17 protein-coding genes and 1 pseudogene are annotated in these 19,229 nt (G+C 45.1%); 5 read left to right on the forward strand and 13 right to left on the reverse strand.

What is annotated here, in order from left to right; translation table 11 throughout:
* The first annotated feature begins 60 nt into the window (after positions 1-60).
* A complete protein-coding gene (locus tag ACXAGQ_RS20415; RefSeq protein ID WP_475256339.1) occupies positions 61-1,656 on the forward strand; it encodes a BCCT family transporter in 1,596 nt (531 codons plus the stop codon).
* 101 nt (positions 1,657-1,757) lie between these two features.
* On the opposite strand, the gene ACXAGQ_RS20420 is transcribed toward ACXAGQ_RS20415, so the two are convergent.
* From ACXAGQ_RS20420 to arfB, 6 genes and pseudogenes are all read right to left on the reverse strand, one after another.
* Positions 1,758-2,549, reverse strand: a complete 792-nt coding sequence (locus tag ACXAGQ_RS20420; RefSeq protein WP_475256340.1) for a PAS domain-containing protein — start codon at positions 2,547-2,549, stop codon at positions 1,758-1,760.
* Between the two features lie 222 nt (positions 2,550-2,771).
* Positions 2,772-4,064 (reverse strand): annotated as a pseudogene (gene ltrA / locus ACXAGQ_RS20425) (group II intron reverse transcriptase/maturase).
* A 535-nt stretch (positions 4,065-4,599) separates the two neighbouring features.
* Positions 4,600-4,797 carry a hypothetical protein gene (locus tag ACXAGQ_RS20430; protein WP_475256341.1) on the reverse strand — a complete coding sequence of 66 codons (198 nt, stop codon included), beginning with the start codon at positions 4,795-4,797 and terminating at the stop codon, positions 4,600-4,602.
* A gap of 197 nt (positions 4,798-4,994) precedes the next feature.
* The gene (locus ACXAGQ_RS20435; RefSeq protein ID WP_475256342.1) at positions 4,995-5,888 is read right to left on the reverse strand and encodes an aspartoacylase; all 894 of its coding nucleotides are present in this window, start codon (positions 5,886-5,888) and stop codon (positions 4,995-4,997) included.
* A 127-nt stretch (positions 5,889-6,015) separates the two neighbouring features.
* Positions 6,016-6,465, reverse strand: coding sequence for a hypothetical protein (locus ACXAGQ_RS20440; protein WP_475256343.1), 450 nt, complete (start codon positions 6,463-6,465; stop codon positions 6,016-6,018).
* 88 nt (positions 6,466-6,553) lie between these two features.
* Entirely contained in the window at positions 6,554-6,967 is a 414-nt protein-coding gene (gene arfB / locus ACXAGQ_RS20445; protein ID WP_475256344.1) for an alternative ribosome rescue aminoacyl-tRNA hydrolase ArfB, read from the reverse strand.
* 179 nt (positions 6,968-7,146) lie between these two features.
* Here arfB and ACXAGQ_RS20450 point away from each other — a divergent pair, with 179 nt between their 5' ends.
* Entirely contained in the window at positions 7,147-7,482 is a 336-nt protein-coding gene (locus ACXAGQ_RS20450; protein ID WP_475256345.1) for a DUF3392 domain-containing protein, read from the forward strand.
* A 324-nt stretch (positions 7,483-7,806) separates the two neighbouring features.
* On the opposite strand, the gene ACXAGQ_RS20455 is transcribed toward ACXAGQ_RS20450, so the two are convergent.
* Entirely contained in the window at positions 7,807-9,522 is a 1,716-nt protein-coding gene (locus tag ACXAGQ_RS20455; protein WP_475256346.1) for an NAD-dependent malic enzyme, read from the reverse strand.
* Positions 9,523-10,496: 974 nt separating this feature from the next.
* On the opposite strand from ACXAGQ_RS20455, the gene ACXAGQ_RS20460 reads away from it, so the two are divergent.
* Entirely contained in the window at positions 10,497-11,852 is a 1,356-nt protein-coding gene (locus ACXAGQ_RS20460; RefSeq protein ID WP_475256347.1) for an endonuclease/exonuclease/phosphatase family protein, read from the forward strand.
* Between the two features lie 98 nt (positions 11,853-11,950).
* Here ACXAGQ_RS20460 and ACXAGQ_RS20465 read toward each other — a convergent pair whose 3' ends face one another.
* Positions 11,951-13,339 (reverse strand): glycoside hydrolase family 1 protein, encoded by a 1,389-nt coding sequence (locus ACXAGQ_RS20465; RefSeq protein ID WP_475256349.1) that lies wholly within the window; start codon positions 13,337-13,339, stop codon positions 11,951-11,953.
* 223 nt (positions 13,340-13,562) lie between these two features.
* Here ACXAGQ_RS20465 and ACXAGQ_RS20470 point away from each other — a divergent pair, with 223 nt between their 5' ends.
* Complete coding sequence (locus ACXAGQ_RS20470; RefSeq protein WP_475256350.1) at positions 13,563-15,326, forward strand: SgrR family transcriptional regulator; 1,764 nt, start codon at positions 13,563-13,565, stop codon at positions 15,324-15,326.
* A gap of 54 nt (positions 15,327-15,380) precedes the next feature.
* On the opposite strand, the gene ACXAGQ_RS20475 is transcribed toward ACXAGQ_RS20470, so the two are convergent.
* The 4 genes from ACXAGQ_RS20475 to ACXAGQ_RS20490 all read right to left on the reverse strand — a co-directional run bounded on the left by ACXAGQ_RS20475 (position 15,381) and on the right by ACXAGQ_RS20490 (position 17,594).
* Positions 15,381-15,671: a carboxymuconolactone decarboxylase family protein gene (locus tag ACXAGQ_RS20475; protein WP_475256352.1), complete on the reverse strand. Its 291-nt coding sequence runs from the start codon at positions 15,669-15,671 to the stop codon at positions 15,381-15,383.
* Between the two features lie 99 nt (positions 15,672-15,770).
* The gene (locus ACXAGQ_RS20480) at positions 15,771-16,028 is read right to left on the reverse strand and encodes an HP1242/YdcH family protein (RefSeq protein ID WP_475256353.1); all 258 of its coding nucleotides are present in this window, start codon (positions 16,026-16,028) and stop codon (positions 15,771-15,773) included.
* 97 nt (positions 16,029-16,125) lie between these two features.
* Positions 16,126-16,986, reverse strand: coding sequence for an SDR family oxidoreductase (locus ACXAGQ_RS20485; protein WP_475256354.1), 861 nt, complete (start codon positions 16,984-16,986; stop codon positions 16,126-16,128).
* Entirely contained in the window at positions 16,983-17,594 is a 612-nt protein-coding gene (locus ACXAGQ_RS20490) for a hypothetical protein (RefSeq protein ID WP_475256356.1), read from the reverse strand. Before ACXAGQ_RS20490 ends, ACXAGQ_RS20485 begins: the two co-directional genes overlap by 4 nt.
* A 161-nt stretch (positions 17,595-17,755) precedes the next feature.
* On the opposite strand from ACXAGQ_RS20490, the gene ACXAGQ_RS20495 reads away from it, so the two are divergent.
* Positions 17,756-18,301: a TetR/AcrR family transcriptional regulator gene (locus tag ACXAGQ_RS20495; protein ID WP_475256357.1), complete on the forward strand. Its 546-nt coding sequence runs from the start codon at positions 17,756-17,758 to the stop codon at positions 18,299-18,301.
* 7 nt (positions 18,302-18,308) lie between these two features.
* On the opposite strand, the gene ACXAGQ_RS20500 is transcribed toward ACXAGQ_RS20495, so the two are convergent.
* The gene (locus ACXAGQ_RS20500; protein ID WP_475256359.1) at positions 18,309-19,148 is read right to left on the reverse strand and encodes a histidinol-phosphatase; all 840 of its coding nucleotides are present in this window, start codon (positions 19,146-19,148) and stop codon (positions 18,309-18,311) included.
* Positions 19,149-19,229 lie beyond the last annotated feature (81 nt).

A 19,229-nucleotide genomic window follows, 5' to 3' on the forward strand; every position in this document is an offset into this window, starting at 1 on the left:
GTTGATTTTGTTAGCATATCTCGCAAAATTTATTTTGGACTCTAAACAATTGAGGAAATAATGACTGTCACTAAGGACAAGTACAGTATTGAAAATACCGACTATACCGTCGGTCAGGACAACATTCAGAAGTGGGGGTTCGATGTTCATAATCCCGTCTTCGGAGCCAGCGCTGGCCTCATCATCATCTTTCTAGTTGCTCTTTTTGTCAGCGATCCTGAAACTGCAAAAGCTGCTCTTGATGGCATAAAATGGCAAATCATCGGTAGCTTCGACAGCATGTTTATGTGGGCAGGAAACCTGTTCCTGCTTTTTTGCCTAGGTTTGGTTATTTCGCCGTTTGGTAAAATCCGCATCGGTGGCCATGACGCACAAACCGATCACTCCACCCTTTCTTGGATCGCGATGCTGTTTGCTGGCGGTATGGGTATCGGTTTAATGTTCTGGGGGGTCGCTGAGCCTACGGCCTACTTTACCGGCTGGTTCGAAACCCCGCTCGGTGTTGAAGCCTATTCAGAAGAAGCCGCTTATGCCGCGCTGGGTGCAACGATGTTCCACTGGGGCCTTCACCCTTGGGCGATCTACGCGGTTGTTGCATTGTCTATGGCATTTTTTGCCTTCAACAAAGGGCTGCCGCTATCTTTCCGCTCAGTCTTCTACCCATTGCTAGGTGACAGAACCTGGGGTTGGTTTGGCCATGTCATTGATGTTCTAGCAGTACTAGCGACATTATTTGGTCTAGCGACTTCACTAGGCTTAGGCGCCCAGCAAGCTGCAAGTGGTATCAGCCACGTTTTCGGTATTGAAAATGGCTTAGGGGTTCAATTAGCCGTCATTGCCTTTGTTACCTCACTAGCCATTTTTTCGGTTATCCGTGGTATCGATGGTGGGGTTAAGGTATTGAGTAATATCAATATCCTTGTTGCTCTTTCCCTACTGATTTTTGTTATTATTCTTAGCCTATCAACCTTCTTTAAAACAGTGCCTACAGCACTATTGGGCTATATCGAAAACATCGTACCGTTAAGCAACCCGCATGGCCGTGAAGATGAAGCCTGGATGCACGGTTGGACGGTATTCTACTGGGCATGGTGGATTTCCTGGTCACCTTGCGTCGGTATGTTTATTGCTCGAGTATCGAAAGGCCGTACTGTTCGTGAATTTATTTCCGCAGTAATCTTCATCCCAACCACCATCACCTTGATTTGGATGTCGGCCTTCGGTGGCTTGGCTATCGAGCAAGTAGTCAGCAAAGTTGGCGAACTAGGAACCAATGGTCTAAACGATGTCACGCTGTCACTGTTCCATGCCTTTGAGGCTCTGCCGTTCAGCACAGCGCTATCAGTGATTTCAATTGCGCTGATTATGGTGTTCTTTATTACGTCTTCAGACTCGGCTTCCTTGGTTATCGATAGTATTACTGCTGGCGGTAAGATTGATGCACCAGTACCGCAACGTGTGTTCTGGGCGACTGTTGAAGGCGCTATCGCAGCAATGTTGCTTTGGGTCGGTGGTACCGAAGCGATTCAGGCCCTGCAAGCCGGTACGATTTCAACAGCCTTGCCATTTACAATTATCTTAATGGTGATGTGTGTCAGCCTGATCTTGGGTATGCGCAGCGAACTGAAAGTCTATCAATCAGCATACGCCAACTAATTAAATTATTACCCTTGTAAAAACAAAGCCGTAGTATCTGCTACGGCTTTTTTATACCGCTGAAATAGGGGGCAAAGCCACTCTAGGTAGTGTGCCGTTGGCTATATATCTTTGCCGTAGTCATTAAACAGAAATGGGAAATCTGATACTGCTTTATTGGTATTATTACTCGGTATAGCTGTTAGGGCTTTAATGGTATTCGTCATTATCCCTGCGGGTGATAAATTCGTAATCCTATTTCTCAACAGGTAATCACGAAATGTTTTTCGACTGGTAATGCTGACACAGTAGCGAAGTTGAGCTTTATCAAACAACCGAGCCATATTATTCTCAACGGTTTTAATCGACTTGCCAAGAATGGTGCTTATAAACTCGTTGGAAAATCCGCACATAATAAAATAGGCATACGTTTCCTGTAGAGATGTAAAGCTTTCACAAAGCTTAGTTGCTTTAAAATCAACTTCATGGCTTTGATTGAAATACATGGCTGGATCATTAAAGGCTGAAGATAGCGTGAAGATAAAGCCAGTATTGTACATACTGACATCAATACCTACGACTTTACCCGAAGTGTTGATAATAGGACGTTTAGACACATAATACGCCTTACACCCAGAAGAGAGCCTTATAATATTCAATGTGAAAAGATAGTCTTGGCTCTCTAGTACATGCTTGTTTTGAATATCTATCACATCCGCAAAGTCACTGAAGTTACTTTGGAGTTCTGAGTTTTTCTTCCCGAGCGCCTGCTCGTTATTGAGCCCTAGAATATCGGCGTATGACTGATTAATTGCAGCATAGTTGCCCTCAACATCATAAACGGCACATGGAAAAGGGTTAGGGATATTTTTTAGCCCAACAGCATAAAGATACTGTTCATCTGTTATGTTCATTCTTGTTCGTTAGATAACCGAAAAATCAGATTAAATTATGCATTTTAAGATGCGACATAAGAATACCTAATAAGTACAGCTTATCAATTTATTCTGCACATAAATTGTAAGAAACTTTGGATATCTTAAGATAAGCCAAATGTAATGTATTACAAGCAGAGAGTTAGATATTCATCATTTAACCACATGAAATTAATCGAGTAGGAGGCGGCCTCCGTCCTCTCACACCACCGTACAAGCGTGAGTCGCATACGGCGGTTCCGAATATACTTTCAGTGACTCGTACCCATCTCGCAACGAGTACAGACCCAACTCCTTGAACCATGTTGTTGGCATAGCGTGATTCACCTGCGGCGTTAATGCCAAGTGCCACCAACCTTTATCTGACATCGCTACCTTCCACGCATTTCGCTCTGTTACACCTTGTTGCTGTAACCATGTCGCTATGCCGTATCTACGTTTGCGCTGCTTTAGCCGGTAGCACCTTAGACGTCGCCGTGTCCATGCGTCCAAGCGCTGCATGCTGCTTTTCCGTATGGCGAGTTTGAAGTAGTGTTGCCAACCTCTTAGGTATTGAGTTAGCTCGGTTATGATAACCTTCGGCTCTCGGCCTCGGTTTCGCTTCGTTATCCGCCGCACTTGCTTCTTCATTTGAGCTTGCGCTGACTTCGATATATGGATAATTCCATTTATCTGGAAGCGATGGCTTAGGTAAGTCCGCTCTGTCACTCTTGTCGCTGCGCTTTTCTCTCGGTTTACCGTGAGTTTCAGTTTCTGCTCCAAGAACTCCGTTATCGACTCTTTCACTCGATGAGCGGCTTCCTCACTACGCACGTAGATTTGGCAGTCGTCTGCATATCGACAGAACTTATGCCCTCTACGCTCTAACTCTTTATCCAGTTCATCTAATACGATATTGGATAGTAACGGAGATAATGGCCCACCCTGTGGTGTGCCTCGTTGTCTCTGTTCAACTAACCCGTTTCGCATTATGCCTGCCTGTAGATATGACCTGATGAGCTTCAACACTCGTTTATCAGCAACATCCTGTGACAGTCTGTGCATCAGTCTATCGTGATTCACTGTGTCGAAGTATTTCGCTAGGTCAATATCTACTACATAACCTCGCCCTTCTCGGATATAGCAACTCGCTGCCGCGAGTGCATGATGAGCACTGCGGTTGGGTCTAAATCCATAACTGCTATTGGAGAACTTAGGTTCATAGATATCTGACAGGACTGAGGTGATAGCCTATTGGACTACTCGATCAAGGACTGTTGGGATACCCAGTTGCCTAACGCCACCACGAGGTTTAGGGATTTCTACACCAAGAACGGGATGAGGTTGATAGCTTCCATCCAGAAGACTCTGGCGAAGCACTTGCCCGTTTGAAGCTTGTCGAAGCATTGAGATGGTCGCATCAATATCGAGTTTATCGACACCTGCGCATCCTTTGTTCTTCTTCACGCGTCTAAGAGCGTGATTCAAGTTAGTTGAGGAGCAGATTTGCTCCATCAACGAAGTTGAGGTCACCAAGACTCGTCCTCCTGTCTACGCCGACCATGCTTGTCATTCTTCGTTTCCATGAGCTTTACTTGCGGTATCGCCCATTGGGACGTAGAGATGGGTTTCATCTTGCTATGACTCCACATGATTGAGTGTCTAGTGACTGCTTCTTGATATATTCAGTTCAGGCCTTCCCTTGAGTTGTACTTCCTCAAGGTACTATGCCTTCTGCTGACTTCTTACCACCCGTCACGCAGCATCACAACTGCGTTAGTCTCATCTGAGACAAGCGATAAGATCTCCCGAGGTAAGGCGTTGTTCTTTCGCTTGGTCGTGCCTGATTTACCTATACACACTTCCCGTCGAGGCATTGGGCTATTCTATCTATTGCTAGGTTACCCAAGTTGCATAGGCCTACTATCAGGTTTCTGTTCGTCACAACCAAGTTTTGCCATTTGCTTCCTTCAGATTTCACCTCACGGTGAACACCCTTGCATAGGCTAACGGTTCTCGCTCGACTGAGCCCGTAGAGGACTTTCACCTCCTAGATCAACGCCATGCTCGGCGCACAACCAAGAAAGCCGTGGCTTTTCGCTACGGCTTTTTTCATCAAATCAATTAAACGTACTATGAGATTGACATGGAATCGCCGCATTGTGGGCACTTCCATAACGATTTGTACTTGAGCTTTTGCCACCAAGTGCGATGCATTTTGACCATCTGAATATTGCAACGCTGACACATTTTAACACCTAACTATTTGTAATTTATGTTGAAGTCAAATCCTAAATACTTGTGCCTTCCATGAACCCGCATATAGTACGCCATCCCTATAATGACCATCAAGTCAATTTTTTGTCACTAACAACAAAATAATTACACCATTTATAAAAAAACCGCCTGCAGAGCAGGCGGTTTCTAAACAACTCAAAGGAGCAACTAAACGGTAACAGCGACTTTCTTCGCCAACGACATCGCTAGGTTGTTATCGTAATAGGCCGCTTCATTGATGAAATGCGGATACGCTTCGTAATCCCCATCCCAGTAGATTTCCTGGCCATCAAACAAGGTAAAAATGGGATCGCCATGACGCAGCACTTTAAAGTCGGCATCCTGGACATCACGGTGAACCATACCAATTCGCTCGCCTTGCTCATTCTCAGGCAGCTTCAATGTTTCATGGTATTTGTAAGCATCATAACTGGCTGGAAGCTCTGGGAGAGCGTTGCGGTTGTGAAGGTCTACGAAATCCAAAATATGACCAGTCATCTCTTCCATCCAATCCAGTACATCCTGGCGAATAACAGACTGTGGCTGCGGGCCAATTTCGACAATCACGCCCTGTTCTGTGATGGAGCTAAGGAAACAATGCTCATGAACAGCGACATGATCTTCCAGCACGATAAAGGCATCCGGCATTTTGGCCGAGACATAGGCACCAAGCTGGCGGTTGAAGGTATCAGTCTGCAGCAAGATCAGCGATGGCCCCATATTGCTGGTCGTATTATGCAGGTCAATAATAAAATCAGTTTGGGCATTGCCTTTGGGCCCCAGCTGGGCGTTGATCGCTTTGGCGCGGCTTTGCTCATAATTCGCCAACTCTGGGTTGTTGAGATCGTCGCTACCAAACTGACGGTTCATATCGCAATCGAGGTAACGTTTGTTCTCTTCGAACGCCTTAGGGTTGGCAAAAACAGTTTCAACTGCAAAGCTCTCGCGCTCAATCAGCTGTGGCGCTTCACGCCATTTGCGTAGTAAGTAAATGCCGCTAAATTCATTTCCGTGGGTTCCGCCAACTATAGCGACTTTGTTCAATGTGTTCGTCCCTGTCATTTTGGTTCAGACTCGCCTTAATCAATAACTATATTAGATTCACTGATACCAGCTTCACTGGTACTTTTCCAGAAAAAATGCATATTTACTGGCTAACACGATACTGGTCGAGCCAACACTTACGGCGTTATACCACTTGCGGGCGTGTCTGTGCCAATTTCAAATAAGCATGAAGCTGGCCGTTTTTGCACTCGATAGCAGAGTGAATACTGCTGTTTTGGTTAGCGACAACCGTGCTGGTATAGCGGTTGTCATCTTTGTAGATGGTCAACTCCAGCATACCGTTAACCAACTGCCATTCGCCTGTGGTTTTCTGCCTTCTAAATAAGGTGAACTCTTCCAAGCTGCCATTCGGATGAAGCAGCAATTCAGTGGTATAACCTGCGGTACACGTTTTTATCCAGTGCTGCTGGGTCAGCTCTGAAAGGGAGAAATCACGTTTACCAGCCAGCCATACCTGCAGCGCGTCCTGCTCTTTGTTATCCGGCGTAGGTAAGTTATTGAGATCCAATAGCCTGACTCGTTCAGATTCACGGTAAAACAATTGCAACAGTTTTTGGGTTTTATTATCAGACATCCCTATCTCCATAGAACAACGTAGGCTTTCAAATGTAACGCTAATTAAAATACAACATTAGTGTTAAACATTGATTTTGCAATACAAGTCAAAACTTCACTTTACCGCGTAGTACTTTTGTTTGGCCTCGCTGTGCTTTCTTGTCCATCCTTTTTCTCTGAGAGGAGCGGGTTGGCTTGGTTTCCCGGCGCTTCTTTTGTTGCACGACAGCCGATTTTATCAATGCCACCAGCCGTTCCACGGCATCTTCGCGGTTCTGCTCTTGAGTACGATACTGCTGGGCCTTAATAATAATCACCCCATCTTTTGATATCCGGCTATCCGACAAGGCCAGCAGCCTCTCTTTATAAAACGGCGGCAATGAAGAGCGGGCAATATCAAAGCGAAGGTGTATAGCAGAGGAAACTTTGTTGACATTCTGCCCGCCCGCGCCTTGGGCACGGATCGCCGTCAGTTCAACCTCCCAGTCACCAAGTTGAACTGAATTGGAAATCTCAATCATAACAATCAATAAATATAGGGTTCTGGAGGTATTATACCCTTAGTAAGGGACTTTGTGTGGTAGGAGAGACTTTCTGATTTAACCCTCACACAATATCGGTCGCTTAAAGCCAGTGAACGTTCAACATGACAAAACCGCTAAAGGCAAAAAGCCTGAAAGCGATAGCTGGTTATAATCCCATGGAATTTATTACTTCATTAATTACCGATATTGGCAACGGGATCCGCCCTTGGATTGACGACATTGCCACAGCAACCATCACCTGCTTACTGGTAATGTTTGCCGCTGATATCAACCGATTTATGCGAAAGCAGCTTATCGGCACCAACTTTATCATCAGGACGATGATTTTTATTTTGATCAATGCCTTTGGTTACGGCTTGCTGATTGTCACTACGGCACCATTATTGTCCAGGCAGCTAAGCCAGCTAACCAATCACTGGCTTATCCTGGTGATCACAGCAGTTTTCATCGTTATTGGGTTATGGGCACAGCGCCATCGCCAGCAGGTCTAGCTTCGGGGATTCACTCACTTACACAGCTAGCCTGAAGATGTAAAACATCATCATCAACCACAGCCCAATGCCAGAGACTGCCAAAAACGATATCACGAAAAGCTGCTTTAATTTAGATAGAAAGCACGACATAAGCATAACGAACCTCCTTTATTGCCACTCGCTTGATATGGTTGAAAAAATCAACCTCTAACAACATCTTAACCCTACTGGTTCAGAAACTGTTAAGAGACAGATCAGCTTCTGGAAAAGTGACCCGAAATGCTAAATCTTTGGCGTAAAATGTAAAAAGCCCGGCACAAGCCGGGCAATATTCAATGCGAGTTAAACTCGGCGGTATGGCAAGTAAATCGGCTCCCAAATATGCTCGGCCAGTTCATGGGCAATATCCTTACCCGCTAGGTCGCAGTTAGGGTCTTTGGCCTTCATATCATCAAGAATGCGGGTTGCGACATGCAATGAGACTTGCTTCAAGTCACTGATCTTAGGGTAAACACAACCGGCAGCCAAATCTTCATCTGCTACCTTTTCTGCCAAAGCGTAAGATGCGGTAGTAAACATATCCAATGTTACTTTTCGGGTCTGCGATACAATCGCTGCTAGACCAACCCCCGGGAAAATAAACACATTATTTCCCTGGCCAATACGGAATGACTGGCCATTGTAGTCCACATCACCAAACGGGCTTCCGGTCGCAACGATTGCTTGTCCATCACTCCAACGATAGATATCTTCCGGCAGTACCTCACAGTTTGCAGTGGGGTTCGATAGCGGGAAGATCATTGGCCGCCGGGTATACTCCATCATTTTCTGAATATGCTCTTCCTTGAAAGCACCACCAATACCGCTTGTCCCAAGCAGAACAGTCACAGGGTAGTTATCAATCAATTCAGTCAAAGATACTTTGCCAACTTCTGCAACTGCCCAGCCCTCAGCCAGCGATCTTGGTTTCGCATAGCGCTTCTTGTACTCGTCCAAGCCTTCACGATCATCAAATACCAGGCCTTGAGAGTCGAGAATAAAGAGCCTGTCCCGGGCGACGGCATGTGAACAGCCTTCCTTAAGCAAGCCGGCAAAAATTTGATCGGCAACGCCTACCCCGCCAGCCCCTGCGCCATAAACGACATAGCTTTGATCGGCTAATGATTCGCCTTTTATTTTGGCTGCTCCCAAAATACCAGCCAGTACGACAGAGCCCGTTCCCTGAATATCGTCGTTAAATGACGGCAAAAACTCTTCGTAATCATTGAGGTTGTCAAAAGCATTGGACTTACTGAAATCTTCCCATTGAAGAACCGCTTTAGGGAAATTGCGCTTCACTTGGTGGACGAACTTTTTGATAAAGTCTTTGTACGCCTCACCTTTCAAACGACGTTGCGAAACCCCCAAATACATTGGGTCATCAAGTAAATCTTGGTTATCCGTCCCAATATCCAGTGCAATCGGCAAGCAATGGGCTGGGTGTATACCTGCCCCCAAGGTATACAAAGACAGCTTCCCAATGGGAATACCCATGCCCCCCACGCCTTGGTCTCCGAGACCCAAGATACCCTGGCTATCAGTCACTACGATAATTTTGATATCTTTGCCCGTAAAATGACGAGCCAGTTCATCCATATTCTCGACATTATCTTGGGTGATGTAGAGTCCACGGGCTTTTTGGTAACGGTGGCTGAATTCCTGGCATGCCTTACCCACTGTTGGGGTATAGATAATGGGGGTCATTTCTTCTATGTGCCTCGAGAGTAAGGCATAGAACAAGGTTTCGTTACGGTCTTGCAAGGCACGCAAGAAGAGGTATTTTTCAATATCCGTAGAAGCATTGCGAAACCCGTCGTAGACTCGGTTCAGTTGATCTTCAAAGGTCTGGACGCGTGGTGGCAGTAAACCTTCCAACTGAAAGGCTTCCCTTTCTTCATAGGTGAATGCGGTGCTTTTATTCAAAGTACGGTCATTGAGTAATTCTGTACCGCTCAAAGAGACTGGCCTGAATTCGTCACCATGCTCATCTTTCCAACGTAGGTATCTCCCTATTGTCATATATTCCTCCGTTCTCATTATTATCATTGTTATTCATTGGCTTTCTCGTGTAGAGAAAGCCAATGAATTGTAATACTTATGAGCAATGAAAAATGTGACAGTTGAAGGTTTGTATTAAATAAACAAGGTCTATCGTTTGTTATTATAATACTGATTATGCTCTTTTCTCACAACCGTATTAATGACTCTTATGTGGGTCAATTTTTATGTGGCGCAAACTCAACAACTCTATGAAATATCATTTTTCTGCTTTTTAGGCATATACTTACTTCTAGTTTTCACCAGCAGAGTCAATGACTTAGACTTTATTATCTCACGAACTAATTTCTTGTCTTTCATAACCTTTTCTCCTTCCCACAGTCAACGCATTTCCATATTGATTTGAACTTTAATCTTTGAATCCAATTACGGCGAACTTGAACAAGACGCCCATTGCAATAATCACACATACAAGTAACCAGTAGGTTTTATTTCAAGTAAATCGAGATTTAATATGTCACAGTCCTGATTCACTTCTTCAGGGAAAAGTAAATTCTATGTCTGATTCATGTAAGGTTTAGCCAATTGGAATGCATATCCCAATTTTAATGCTATTGAAAATTTTACTTTTTTACATCGCTTAATGGCTATATCTGCCAAGATGTCTCTAAACCAACGTCATGCCATTAGACTCCGCATCAACGCAAACAAACAATACGATATGCGGTTTAATTTGTAAAGTCAAAAAAACGTCACTAAAGCCACAAGAGTCACGATTATCCGACGCTATTAGCTGAAAGGAGCAAGCAAACGATTTTACGGGTACTTTTTGAACAAGCGATCGGTTACTTTTTATTACCTTGATTGTATTTCAACCATAGTCATAAAAATTATTTGAGTTCGCTCACAAAAATTTGAGAATCAACAGATACAAGCAAAAAGATTCTTTAGCCTTTGTCACTCATTTGGCTCTGAACGACAAAACTACAATGACAATGAAGAAGACTTTTATTGCAGCATCTATTGCTCTAGCCGCGCTTTCTGGCTGTAACAGCGATAATTCAGCTAAAACGTACACTGAAGCTCGATTTGCCACTTTTAACTTATCTTTTGATCGTGCTTCATACGAAGATTTAGTGTCAGAAATGTCGCTAAGTAACAAAGAGCAAAACCAGCTAGTCCGTGGCTTTAACTCAAACACACTGACTGGCGATGATCTTGAAAAAGCAAAAAAAATCATCCAAATTCGAAATGTTGCTGAGATTATCCAGCGCGTTCGCCCAAATGCCTTTGTCCTAGCCGAGTTCAATAACGACGGCAAAGGTGAAGATATGCATGCGCTAAATGGTTTCCAGGATAACTACCTTGCCTACTCGCAAAATGGTGAAGAGCCAATTTTCTTTGCTTACAAGAAAAACATCGCCACCAATACTGGTTTACCTAGTGAGTATGACCTGAACCTTGATGGCTCAGCATCGGGTAAAGGTGATGATGCGTGGGGCTTTGGTAACTACCACGGCCAGTACGCCTTTGCTGTTTTCTCACAGTTTGAAATTGACGAAGCTAACGTGCGTACTTTCCAAAACTTCAAATGGAAAGATATGCCGGGTGAGAAAAACATCGAAATTGTAAATTGCGATGTTGAGCTACCAGAAGGTAAGAAATGCGGCGATGCTTGGTACAGTGATGAAGCTTGGGCTGAGTTCCCGCTTTCTTCAAAAAACCATGCCGATATTCCAGTGATTATTCCTCAGGCTAACGGTGAAAGCGAAGTGGTGCACTTCTTGGTTTCACACCCTGCACCACCTATTTTCGACAACGCCGCCAAGCACAATACCGAGCGTAACCGTGCAGAGCTACAGTTCTGGAATGACTACATTGCCTCAGAAACCTACTTCTATGACGACAATGGTAAAAAAGGCGGTTTGGAATCAGGCAGCAACTTTGTCATTGCCGGTGACCTAAACGCTGACCACAAGATGGGCGACGGTGACCAAGAAGTGATAGCCCAGCTACTAGAAAACCCATTGGTAAACATTAATGCGACAACTGGAGGCACAGCGCCATCCAGCGAGGGCGGCCAATACTGCCTAGAAAGCAAAATTTGCAAGCAGGATAACGTTAAAACCCCTCATCCACTGAACATTACCAGTACGAGCGGTTTGCGCCTGGATTACGTTATTCCGTCTGCGACACTGGATATCAACGGCTCTGGCGTGTTCTGGCCAGCTGAAGGCCAAGAAGGTTATCACCTAGTGTTCGACGAATCGCTTAACAAGGATTACCCACACAGCAAGTCAGTGTCTTCTGACCACCGCATGGTTTGGGTAGACTTGGATCTCACCAAGTAATCCTAAAAGCACAAAGCCTCACTACAATGTGAGGCTTTGTTGTAATGGAAGCTTTTTTGTATTGGAGGCTCTGTTGTATTAGAGGCTACCTAAACCACCTATTTCAATGAGCGGCCCTGAGTGCTGATCACTTCCTGGTACCAGCTAAAACTCTTCTTGCGCTTACGCTCTAACGTTCCCGTGCCGTCATCATGACGGTCAACATAGATAAAACCATAACGCTTGCTCATTTCGGCAGTAGAGTTGGCGACCAAGTCAATTGGCCCCCAGCTGGTGAACCCCATCAGTTCGACACCGTCCAATAAGGCTTCTCGCGCTTGTACCAAGTGATCATTCAGATACTGGATACGATAGTCATCATGGATCTCACCGTTCTCATCAACTTCATCACGGGCACCTAAGCCATTTTCAACGATAAACAGCGGTTTCTGGTACCGGTCGTACAAGAAGTTCAGTAGGATACGCAGCCCCTTAGGGTCGATGAGCCACCCCCACTGGCTTTTTTCTAGGTAAGGGTTTGGCACACTATCGACAATGTTACCCACCTCTTTTTGTTTAGGGTCAGCACTGGCGCAGCCACTGGCATAATAGCTAAATGAAATGAAGTCGACAGAGGCCTGAGAAATGGCTTCTAAGTCGCCCTCCTCCATTGCTATTTCAATGTTATTTTCACGGAAGTAGCGCAGCATATAGCCAGGGTATTTGCCGCGGGTTTGTACATCGCCAAAGAACAGCCACTTGTTATTCTCATGCATGGCGGCGATAACATCATCCGGGTTACAGGTATACGGATAGTTGATTGCGCCTAGCAGCATGTTACCGATTTTGCCGTCAGGGATAATCGTCTGGCACTGTTTTACCGCTTTTGCATTAGCGACAAGTTGGTGGTGGATAGCCTGATAGATTTCCTGCTCATTGGCGTCTTCCTGTAAGCCCACCCCTGTGAACGGCGCATGCAAAGACATGTTGATCTCATTGAATGTCAGCCATAGCTTCACTTTGTCTTTGTAACGCTCGAACACCGCCGTCACGTAGCGCTCAAAGAACTCAATCAGTTTACGGTCAGCCCAACCACCGTAGTTTTCCACCAGTGCGTAAGGCATTTCATAGTGGGAAAGCGTCACAAACGGTGTGATTTTGTGCTTGGCAAGTTCGTCAAAAATGCGGTCATAGTAGGCCAAACCGGCTTCATTTGGCTCTTGCTCATCACCATTTGGGAAAATCCGGCTCCATGCTATAGACAGGCGCAGGCAATTGAAGCCCATCTCCTTGAACAGGGAAATATCTTCCGGGTAACGGTGGTAAAAATCGATTGCGACATCCTTAATACCCGCAGTTCGCGCTTCCCGAGTTTGGTGAGGGCTCAAAATACCTGAAGGCAGCATGTCCGACGTCGATAACCCTTTGCCATCAAGATTATAAGCACCTTCAACCTGGTTGGCAGCAATTGCCCCACCCCATAGAAAATCATTCGGAAACTGCGTCATAGAAACCTCTGTTTAGACAATACTTTCAACTGAAACCATACCCGTGCCGTCACTTAGGTATAGAACCAGTATCTTCAAATATAAGGAAAAGAAAAAGAGTGCATTTCACTCAGATATTTTCCCTAAATTGACTAAATCGAGCAGATTACTCGCGCCACAGTATTTCAAACATTAAAATAAGGAAAATTTCGAAGCCTTTCGTTCCTAGTTTGAAGTGAAGTTAATGAAAGACCAAAGAGCATTTCAATATTACTGTCGATTATTGTCGTTTGGCACTAAGCAAGACATTCTGGTGTCGCTTGCCGACGTTGCGGAAGTGCTGTGCACTACACCAAGGCACAGCCGAACGCTGCTACAAGCATTGCAGGAACGAGGATGGTTAAGCTGGACACCAAAGGTAGGCCGCAACCAACGCTCGGTGTTACAGCTCCATTATTCACTCAATGAGCTCCAGCAGGCGCTTGCAAAAGGTTTGATTGCAAATGGGCAGTATGAGAAAGCTATGGATTTGGTGCAAGGTGACCAAAGCCGATTCAGTGCCTTGCTACAACAAACTTCTGGGGCGACCTTACGTGAAGGCCAACTTCATATTCAGTTGACATACCAGCGTATATTCAGCCACTTGTTGCCGCATAAACCCCTACGCAACAGCGAACGCTTTTTAGTTAGGCAAGTCTATGCATGCCTGACATCCTGCGATAAATCTGGCCGCGTCCGCCCCCAGCTAGCCCATCATTGGCAGCACAACGAAGAGGCAACCCAATGGCGATTTTATATCCGGCCACAATTGCAATTTCATTCCAACACCCCCATTAATGCCAAGTTGATTTGTGAGTTATTTACCCAATTGCAAAGCTTGCCGGAATACCAACAAGAGCTTGCCCATGTCATCAAAGTGACGGCCTCGCATCAGTCTGTCACCTTCGAGCTAAGCACCCCTGACCTTGGCTTTGCTGCTCTGCTTTCTGATCTGCGCTATTCCATTCAACCACCAGCGCAGCTTCACAATGGTTCAAGAATGACAGTCGATGGCTGTGGCCCCTTTCAGGTCATCGAGCAGTCAGACAAACGCCTTCGCCTCCAGGCATTTGAACACTACTTCTCACTTCGCTCTTTGACCGATACGGTCACTATTTGGCAATTTGCCCAAACTCCAAGTGAGCGGATCCAGTTTGGGCGCAGCGAACTGAATGATCCCGGCGAAAAGCAATCGCACCCAAGGCAATTATTAGAAACGGTTGATTCCGAAGGAAACAGCACGCAATCACGCATCGAAAACGGGTGTTTGTTTTTACTGTTTAATATGAACAGCAACGAAAACAACGGCGAAAAACCTCTAAACAGCATTCAGAGAAGATACCTAAGTAAGGTTCTCTCTCCTGAACTAGTGTTAACGCAAGACGGCTTATCTGAACTACTTTTAGCCTCGCAGCCAGCCTATAGCTTATTGCCAAGCTGGATCAAAACTCAGCCATTTCAAGGGGAAGAAGCAGATCTTCCATGCCAGATTAATATCGCAGCCTATGACCATACGGTCATCCTCGACTGCGCTAGAGCACTCAGCAATCAACTAAACCATATGGGTATTGCCAGTAAGGTCAATGTGTATCCTTTTGCCGAGTTTCATGAACGTGCGGATAAAGGTGAGCTAGAGGAGAGCATTATCATTGCCAGCTTCAATGTTGACGACAACCTACCGATTTCAGTTTTCCGCTGGTTTTACTCCAATACCATCTTGCACAGCGGTCTATCGTCCGAGGCGCAAAGCTGGCTTCACCAACAGTTGAACCAAATTCGTGGACGGTGCGAAGTTAAAGACTATTTAGAACAGCTGGAATCAATCGGAACATCCATGCAGTATGAAAACTGGTTAGTACCATTATTCCATCACCGGCAAACCCTGAGATGGCAAGGGGTTTTGCAAGGGGTATCAATGACCGATTGGGCTTGGCCGGATTTAAAAAATGTCTGGACGGATGAGGAGTAAGTAAAATAGCAGGCGACATTTATTCAGTCGCCTGCTTTTCAGATGCTCGCCAGGCTATTTGGCAAAACTGCTCAAATCAATATCATAGCGCTCGAGTACTTCCTGCAACTGAAGCTTCTTCTGCCCAGCAGAAACCGCCATGACCTTGGCTGTCACATCAGACACTTCACCTTGGGTGATCCCTGCTTTTTTTGCCTGCTTCAGATAATAGTTAGTACATGGCAAGCAGTTCATTGCCATTGCAGCAGCAAGCCCTACCAATAGCTCCGTTTTTGTATCCAAGTGTTCATTATTATGCGTCGAACGGTAAAATGCCCCATAAGCTTCTTGATGTTTTCCTAGCATCCATCTCTCCTTGATTAGCGCTGGCTTTTTCAATCATGCTGTTCAAACTATCATGGCGTTGATACTAGGATATGGATCTAAATCATTGAATGAATGTGATTATTTTCTGGCCTGCTCATGATGCTGAGTAAGCTGCTTATAAAGCGTATCTTTCAGCACCATACGCTGGTGTTTCAAGTCATGCATACTGGTGTCATCAATTGGGCTACCAGAGATTTCCAACTGACGAATATTGTAATCAAGTTCGTGGTAGCGCTGCAGCTCAGCTTTGAACCTTGGGTCATCGTGATTGAGTTGAACAATATCTAGTTTGAGCTCAGGAAAATCTAAAATAAACGCATGGTTTTCATTTAGCATCAGCAATCCCTCAATGGTTAACCTACAACCCATTATAGAAGCAGGGCTTATAGAGAACTGTGCTCTAACTATTATTGGCCAGATATAGCCTAAAAATTTACGTTAAGCGAGAAAAGTGCTCCTTAAGTAAGTGCCTGCCATACTTAGGAGCGACTGTATCTTCTGCCATCATCGTCAAGAAGAACTCTGCTGACCCTCCCCACTTTTCTGGCAACCCTTTTACTACCCATAGCGTTAATCTGCGAATCCAATCTGGCAGGTAGGTTATTCGAGGTACTTTATCTTGAGCATCAAAAGCCAGTTCAGCAATTTGCCTTCCAGATAGGACTTCCGGTCCACCCACTTCAAGCTGCTGTTCTTTTCTTTCAATCGCCTCCAAACAAAACGCAGCCAAGTCGTCACCATGAATAGGGTTGACCTTTGTTTCACCCCGGCCGAAAAGATAGACCCGGCCTTTCTGAGCCATTCTATACACCTCTTCAATGTCAGAGAAAAAACCATTTGGCCTTATAACACATGGGGTCAAAAACGCAGAGCCTAGGAGTCGTTTAGTAAAACGTTCTTTGGCGTTCAATAGCCTTACACTAGGATACTTATCAGCGTTGAAGGCAGAGATATAGATAAATTTGTTAACTCCAGCTCTCTCTGCTTCCAAAAGCACATTAAGGTTAGCTTGATAATCAACATCCATGTACCCAAGGCTGTCACGCTGCTTGGTAATACCAAGGCATGAAATCACCACATCAAATCCATCGCAACACCCTCTTAGCTCTTCTGGGCTTGTAACCTTTGCTTCAATAACCTGTGTGGCATCTACTCCTTGAGCGAGCAACTTCACCTTGTTCCTTGCCAAGGCTTTAAAATCGGCTTTGCTTAGCTGCAGTTGTTTTACCAAATGCGAGCCCAGGTATCCTGTGGAACCTATGATGAGAATACGTTGTTTGACTTTATTGATCATGGCTTTAAATTACCCTCTTCCCATTCTGGTCGGTATGGCTCTTCTCGCAATATGTGACTAATAAGTAGCTTCAAGTAGAACAGAGGTAAAAACCACTCCATACCTTGCGGAGCCTGCCAGCAATATGTCACCAGCACGATACTCAGCGAATACAAAACCAAAGCAACTGGCCGCTGCAAGTACAATGGAACGTTGAGAATAGCTATACAGGCCAGCATCATGTAAGCACCGGTGAACACAACCCACACTAAATCAATATCTAAAAACGCCCAGCTAAACAGCGAAAGCTGCAAAAAATGCACACTGATGAATCCCATATGTTGCTTAAATCCTTCGCCTTCTCGGTGGAACCAACGTTTTGCACTAGAAGTCGCATTGGTGATGATCCCGCCGACAATATCGACAGCGAGTAAGCCTGCAACCAAATATTGCGACCAGCCCCAGCCAAGTTGCCAATAATAGGCGCATGCCAATAAAACCAAGCAAGCAGCAAATGGTAAATACAGCTGCAAATACTTCTCAGCCTTGGTTGCACCAGGCCCTATCAGCTTATCAATTCCGCCGTATACCCCCTTCCTTGCCTCTGGCACATTCCAATCAATATTCATAAAAACCTCTTTTTAGACCACTTGGTCTTTTTAAGATAATTCGATCCTCCCCTCAGGTAAAGATCTTTTTTGTCCAAATGGTCTAAATAAAGATTGTTTGATAGAATTACTTCCAGTGCTCATAACGAGGCAAGCGAATAGTTAGCCAGGAGAAAATAGACATGCCAAAGATCGTTGACCATGACAAAAGACGACAAGAGATCGCACTCAAAGCAGCTGCGATCTTCCTCGATTATGGTTATAAAAACATTGGAATGCGCCAGCTGTGCGAGCAGCTTAGCATGAGCAAAAGTGCGGTTTACTATTACTACAAGAGCAAAGATGAACTATTTCGGGCAGCAACCGAAGCGATAGTCAATTTTGATGCGGCAGTGCTTTCACAAAGGCCAGGCTCACAAGAAGCCACGCAACAGCAGCGGGTGGAAAACTTCACTTTGATTTTCCAGCAAATGGCTCCCCGCTACTTTCAAGAGATGCAACTCGTCGCAGACTATATTGAAGTCATCGGCATAGAGAACACCTCAAGTGATCCTTGCATGATCCTCGCAAACCAAAAGTACATTAAATTACTGTCTGAGTATGTGTCGGCAGAGCACAGCAACCCGCTCTACACCATCATGTTAGGGTTGCTTAACCACCAGCTTATGTGTGGAGAGCCAATGGCTGAAGAATATATTTCAACGATGATCACCAACTACGTCAAATAGGTCCGCTTCATAGTGCGATATCTTGCCACCTCCCTCCAAGCAGCACTCTCTGCTCTTGGTATCCAACTTCCAGAAGGATCTCCCGGCAGTATTGATGGTGGACGCCCAAATGATGTGGCGCGTGGGCATCGGCGTTAATTTGAATTGGGATGTGTCTGTCTCTTGCTTCTTTTAACAGCCAAGGGGACGGATAGACATCATCAGTCGCGCCACGCAACATACCACCATAATTCACTTCCAAGATAACACCGGATTTAGCGACGTCATCTAAGGTTGAAATGGCAATATCTTTGTACCAGGGAGAGGTCTCATCAAAAAACTGCAGTGCCTTGTTATGCTTTTTGACCAAATCGTAATGGCCGAGAATATCAAATCCACCTTCTGCGCAGAGCTGACTAACTCGCTGAAAATAGGTTTCAATCATATCCCGGGCACTACCTTGATAGACCTCATTTAATAACATCTTGAACTCATCATGAGGGCCATCAAAGCTCAGCATCGGGTAGCGCTCATCAGGGGCCGCTAAGGTATGAACCGAGCCAATTTTATAATCCAGACCCAAGTCATCCCACATTTTTTCACTCGGTGAGAGCAGGCCTCGAATATAATCAACCTCCAACCCCAGATAGACCTCAATGTCATTGTCAGCCTTTAACGCCATGATATCCCGTACATACGCTTCAAGATTTTCCTGCTGCATACAGAAGTCATTTTCAAATGGCAGAGGAGCGTGAGAGCTAAAGCCGATAGCTTTGAAATTGAGTTGCTTGGCCTGTTCGACCATCTCAAGTGGTGAGCCTTTGCCATCACAGTAATGGCAATGGGTATGAAAATTAGTCAGCAACATCGTACGCCTCCCTGGCTATAAGATCTGATGAGTTTTTATATTAGCGAGCTTATAGGATAAATCCATATCTTTTACATGGGT

Source organism: Photobacterium sp. ABD4_091 (assembly GCF_056160145.1).

Excerpts from the sequence above, each read along its gene's own strand:
- ACXAGQ_RS20415 (WP_475256339.1), top strand. The coding sequence starts at position 61 with ATGACTGTCACTAAGGACAAGTACAGTATTGAAAATACCGACTATACC.
- ACXAGQ_RS20420 (WP_475256340.1), bottom strand. The coding sequence starts at position 2,549 with ATGAACATAACAGATGAACAGTATCTTTATGCTGTTGGGCTAAAAAAT.
- ACXAGQ_RS20435 (WP_475256342.1), bottom strand. The coding sequence starts at position 5,888 with ATGACAGGGACGAACACATTGAACAAAGTCGCTATAGTTGGCGGAACC.
- ACXAGQ_RS20440 (WP_475256343.1), bottom strand. The coding sequence starts at position 6,465 with ATGTCTGATAATAAAACCCAAAAACTGTTGCAATTGTTTTACCGTGAA.
- arfB (WP_475256344.1), bottom strand. The coding sequence starts at position 6,967 with ATGATTGAGATTTCCAATTCAGTTCAACTTGGTGACTGGGAGGTTGAA.
- ACXAGQ_RS20450 (WP_475256345.1), top strand. The coding sequence starts at position 7,147 with ATGGAATTTATTACTTCATTAATTACCGATATTGGCAACGGGATCCGC.
- ACXAGQ_RS20455 (WP_475256346.1), bottom strand. The coding sequence starts at position 9,522 with ATGACAATAGGGAGATACCTACGTTGGAAAGATGAGCATGGTGACGAA.
- ACXAGQ_RS20460 (WP_475256347.1), top strand. The coding sequence starts at position 10,497 with ATGAAGAAGACTTTTATTGCAGCATCTATTGCTCTAGCCGCGCTTTCT.
- ACXAGQ_RS20465 (WP_475256349.1), bottom strand. The coding sequence starts at position 13,339 with ATGACGCAGTTTCCGAATGATTTTCTATGGGGTGGGGCAATTGCTGCC.
- ACXAGQ_RS20470 (WP_475256350.1), top strand. The coding sequence starts at position 13,563 with ATGAAAGACCAAAGAGCATTTCAATATTACTGTCGATTATTGTCGTTT.
- ACXAGQ_RS20475 (WP_475256352.1), bottom strand. The coding sequence starts at position 15,671 with ATGCTAGGAAAACATCAAGAAGCTTATGGGGCATTTTACCGTTCGACG.
- ACXAGQ_RS20480 (WP_475256353.1), bottom strand. The coding sequence starts at position 16,028 with ATGCTAAATGAAAACCATGCGTTTATTTTAGATTTTCCTGAGCTCAAA.
- ACXAGQ_RS20485 (WP_475256354.1), bottom strand. The coding sequence starts at position 16,986 with ATGATCAATAAAGTCAAACAACGTATTCTCATCATAGGTTCCACAGGA.
- ACXAGQ_RS20490 (WP_475256356.1), bottom strand. The coding sequence starts at position 17,594 with ATGAATATTGATTGGAATGTGCCAGAGGCAAGGAAGGGGGTATACGGC.
- ACXAGQ_RS20495 (WP_475256357.1), top strand. The coding sequence starts at position 17,756 with ATGCCAAAGATCGTTGACCATGACAAAAGACGACAAGAGATCGCACTC.
- ACXAGQ_RS20500 (WP_475256359.1), bottom strand. The coding sequence starts at position 19,148 with ATGTTGCTGACTAATTTTCATACCCATTGCCATTACTGTGATGGCAAA.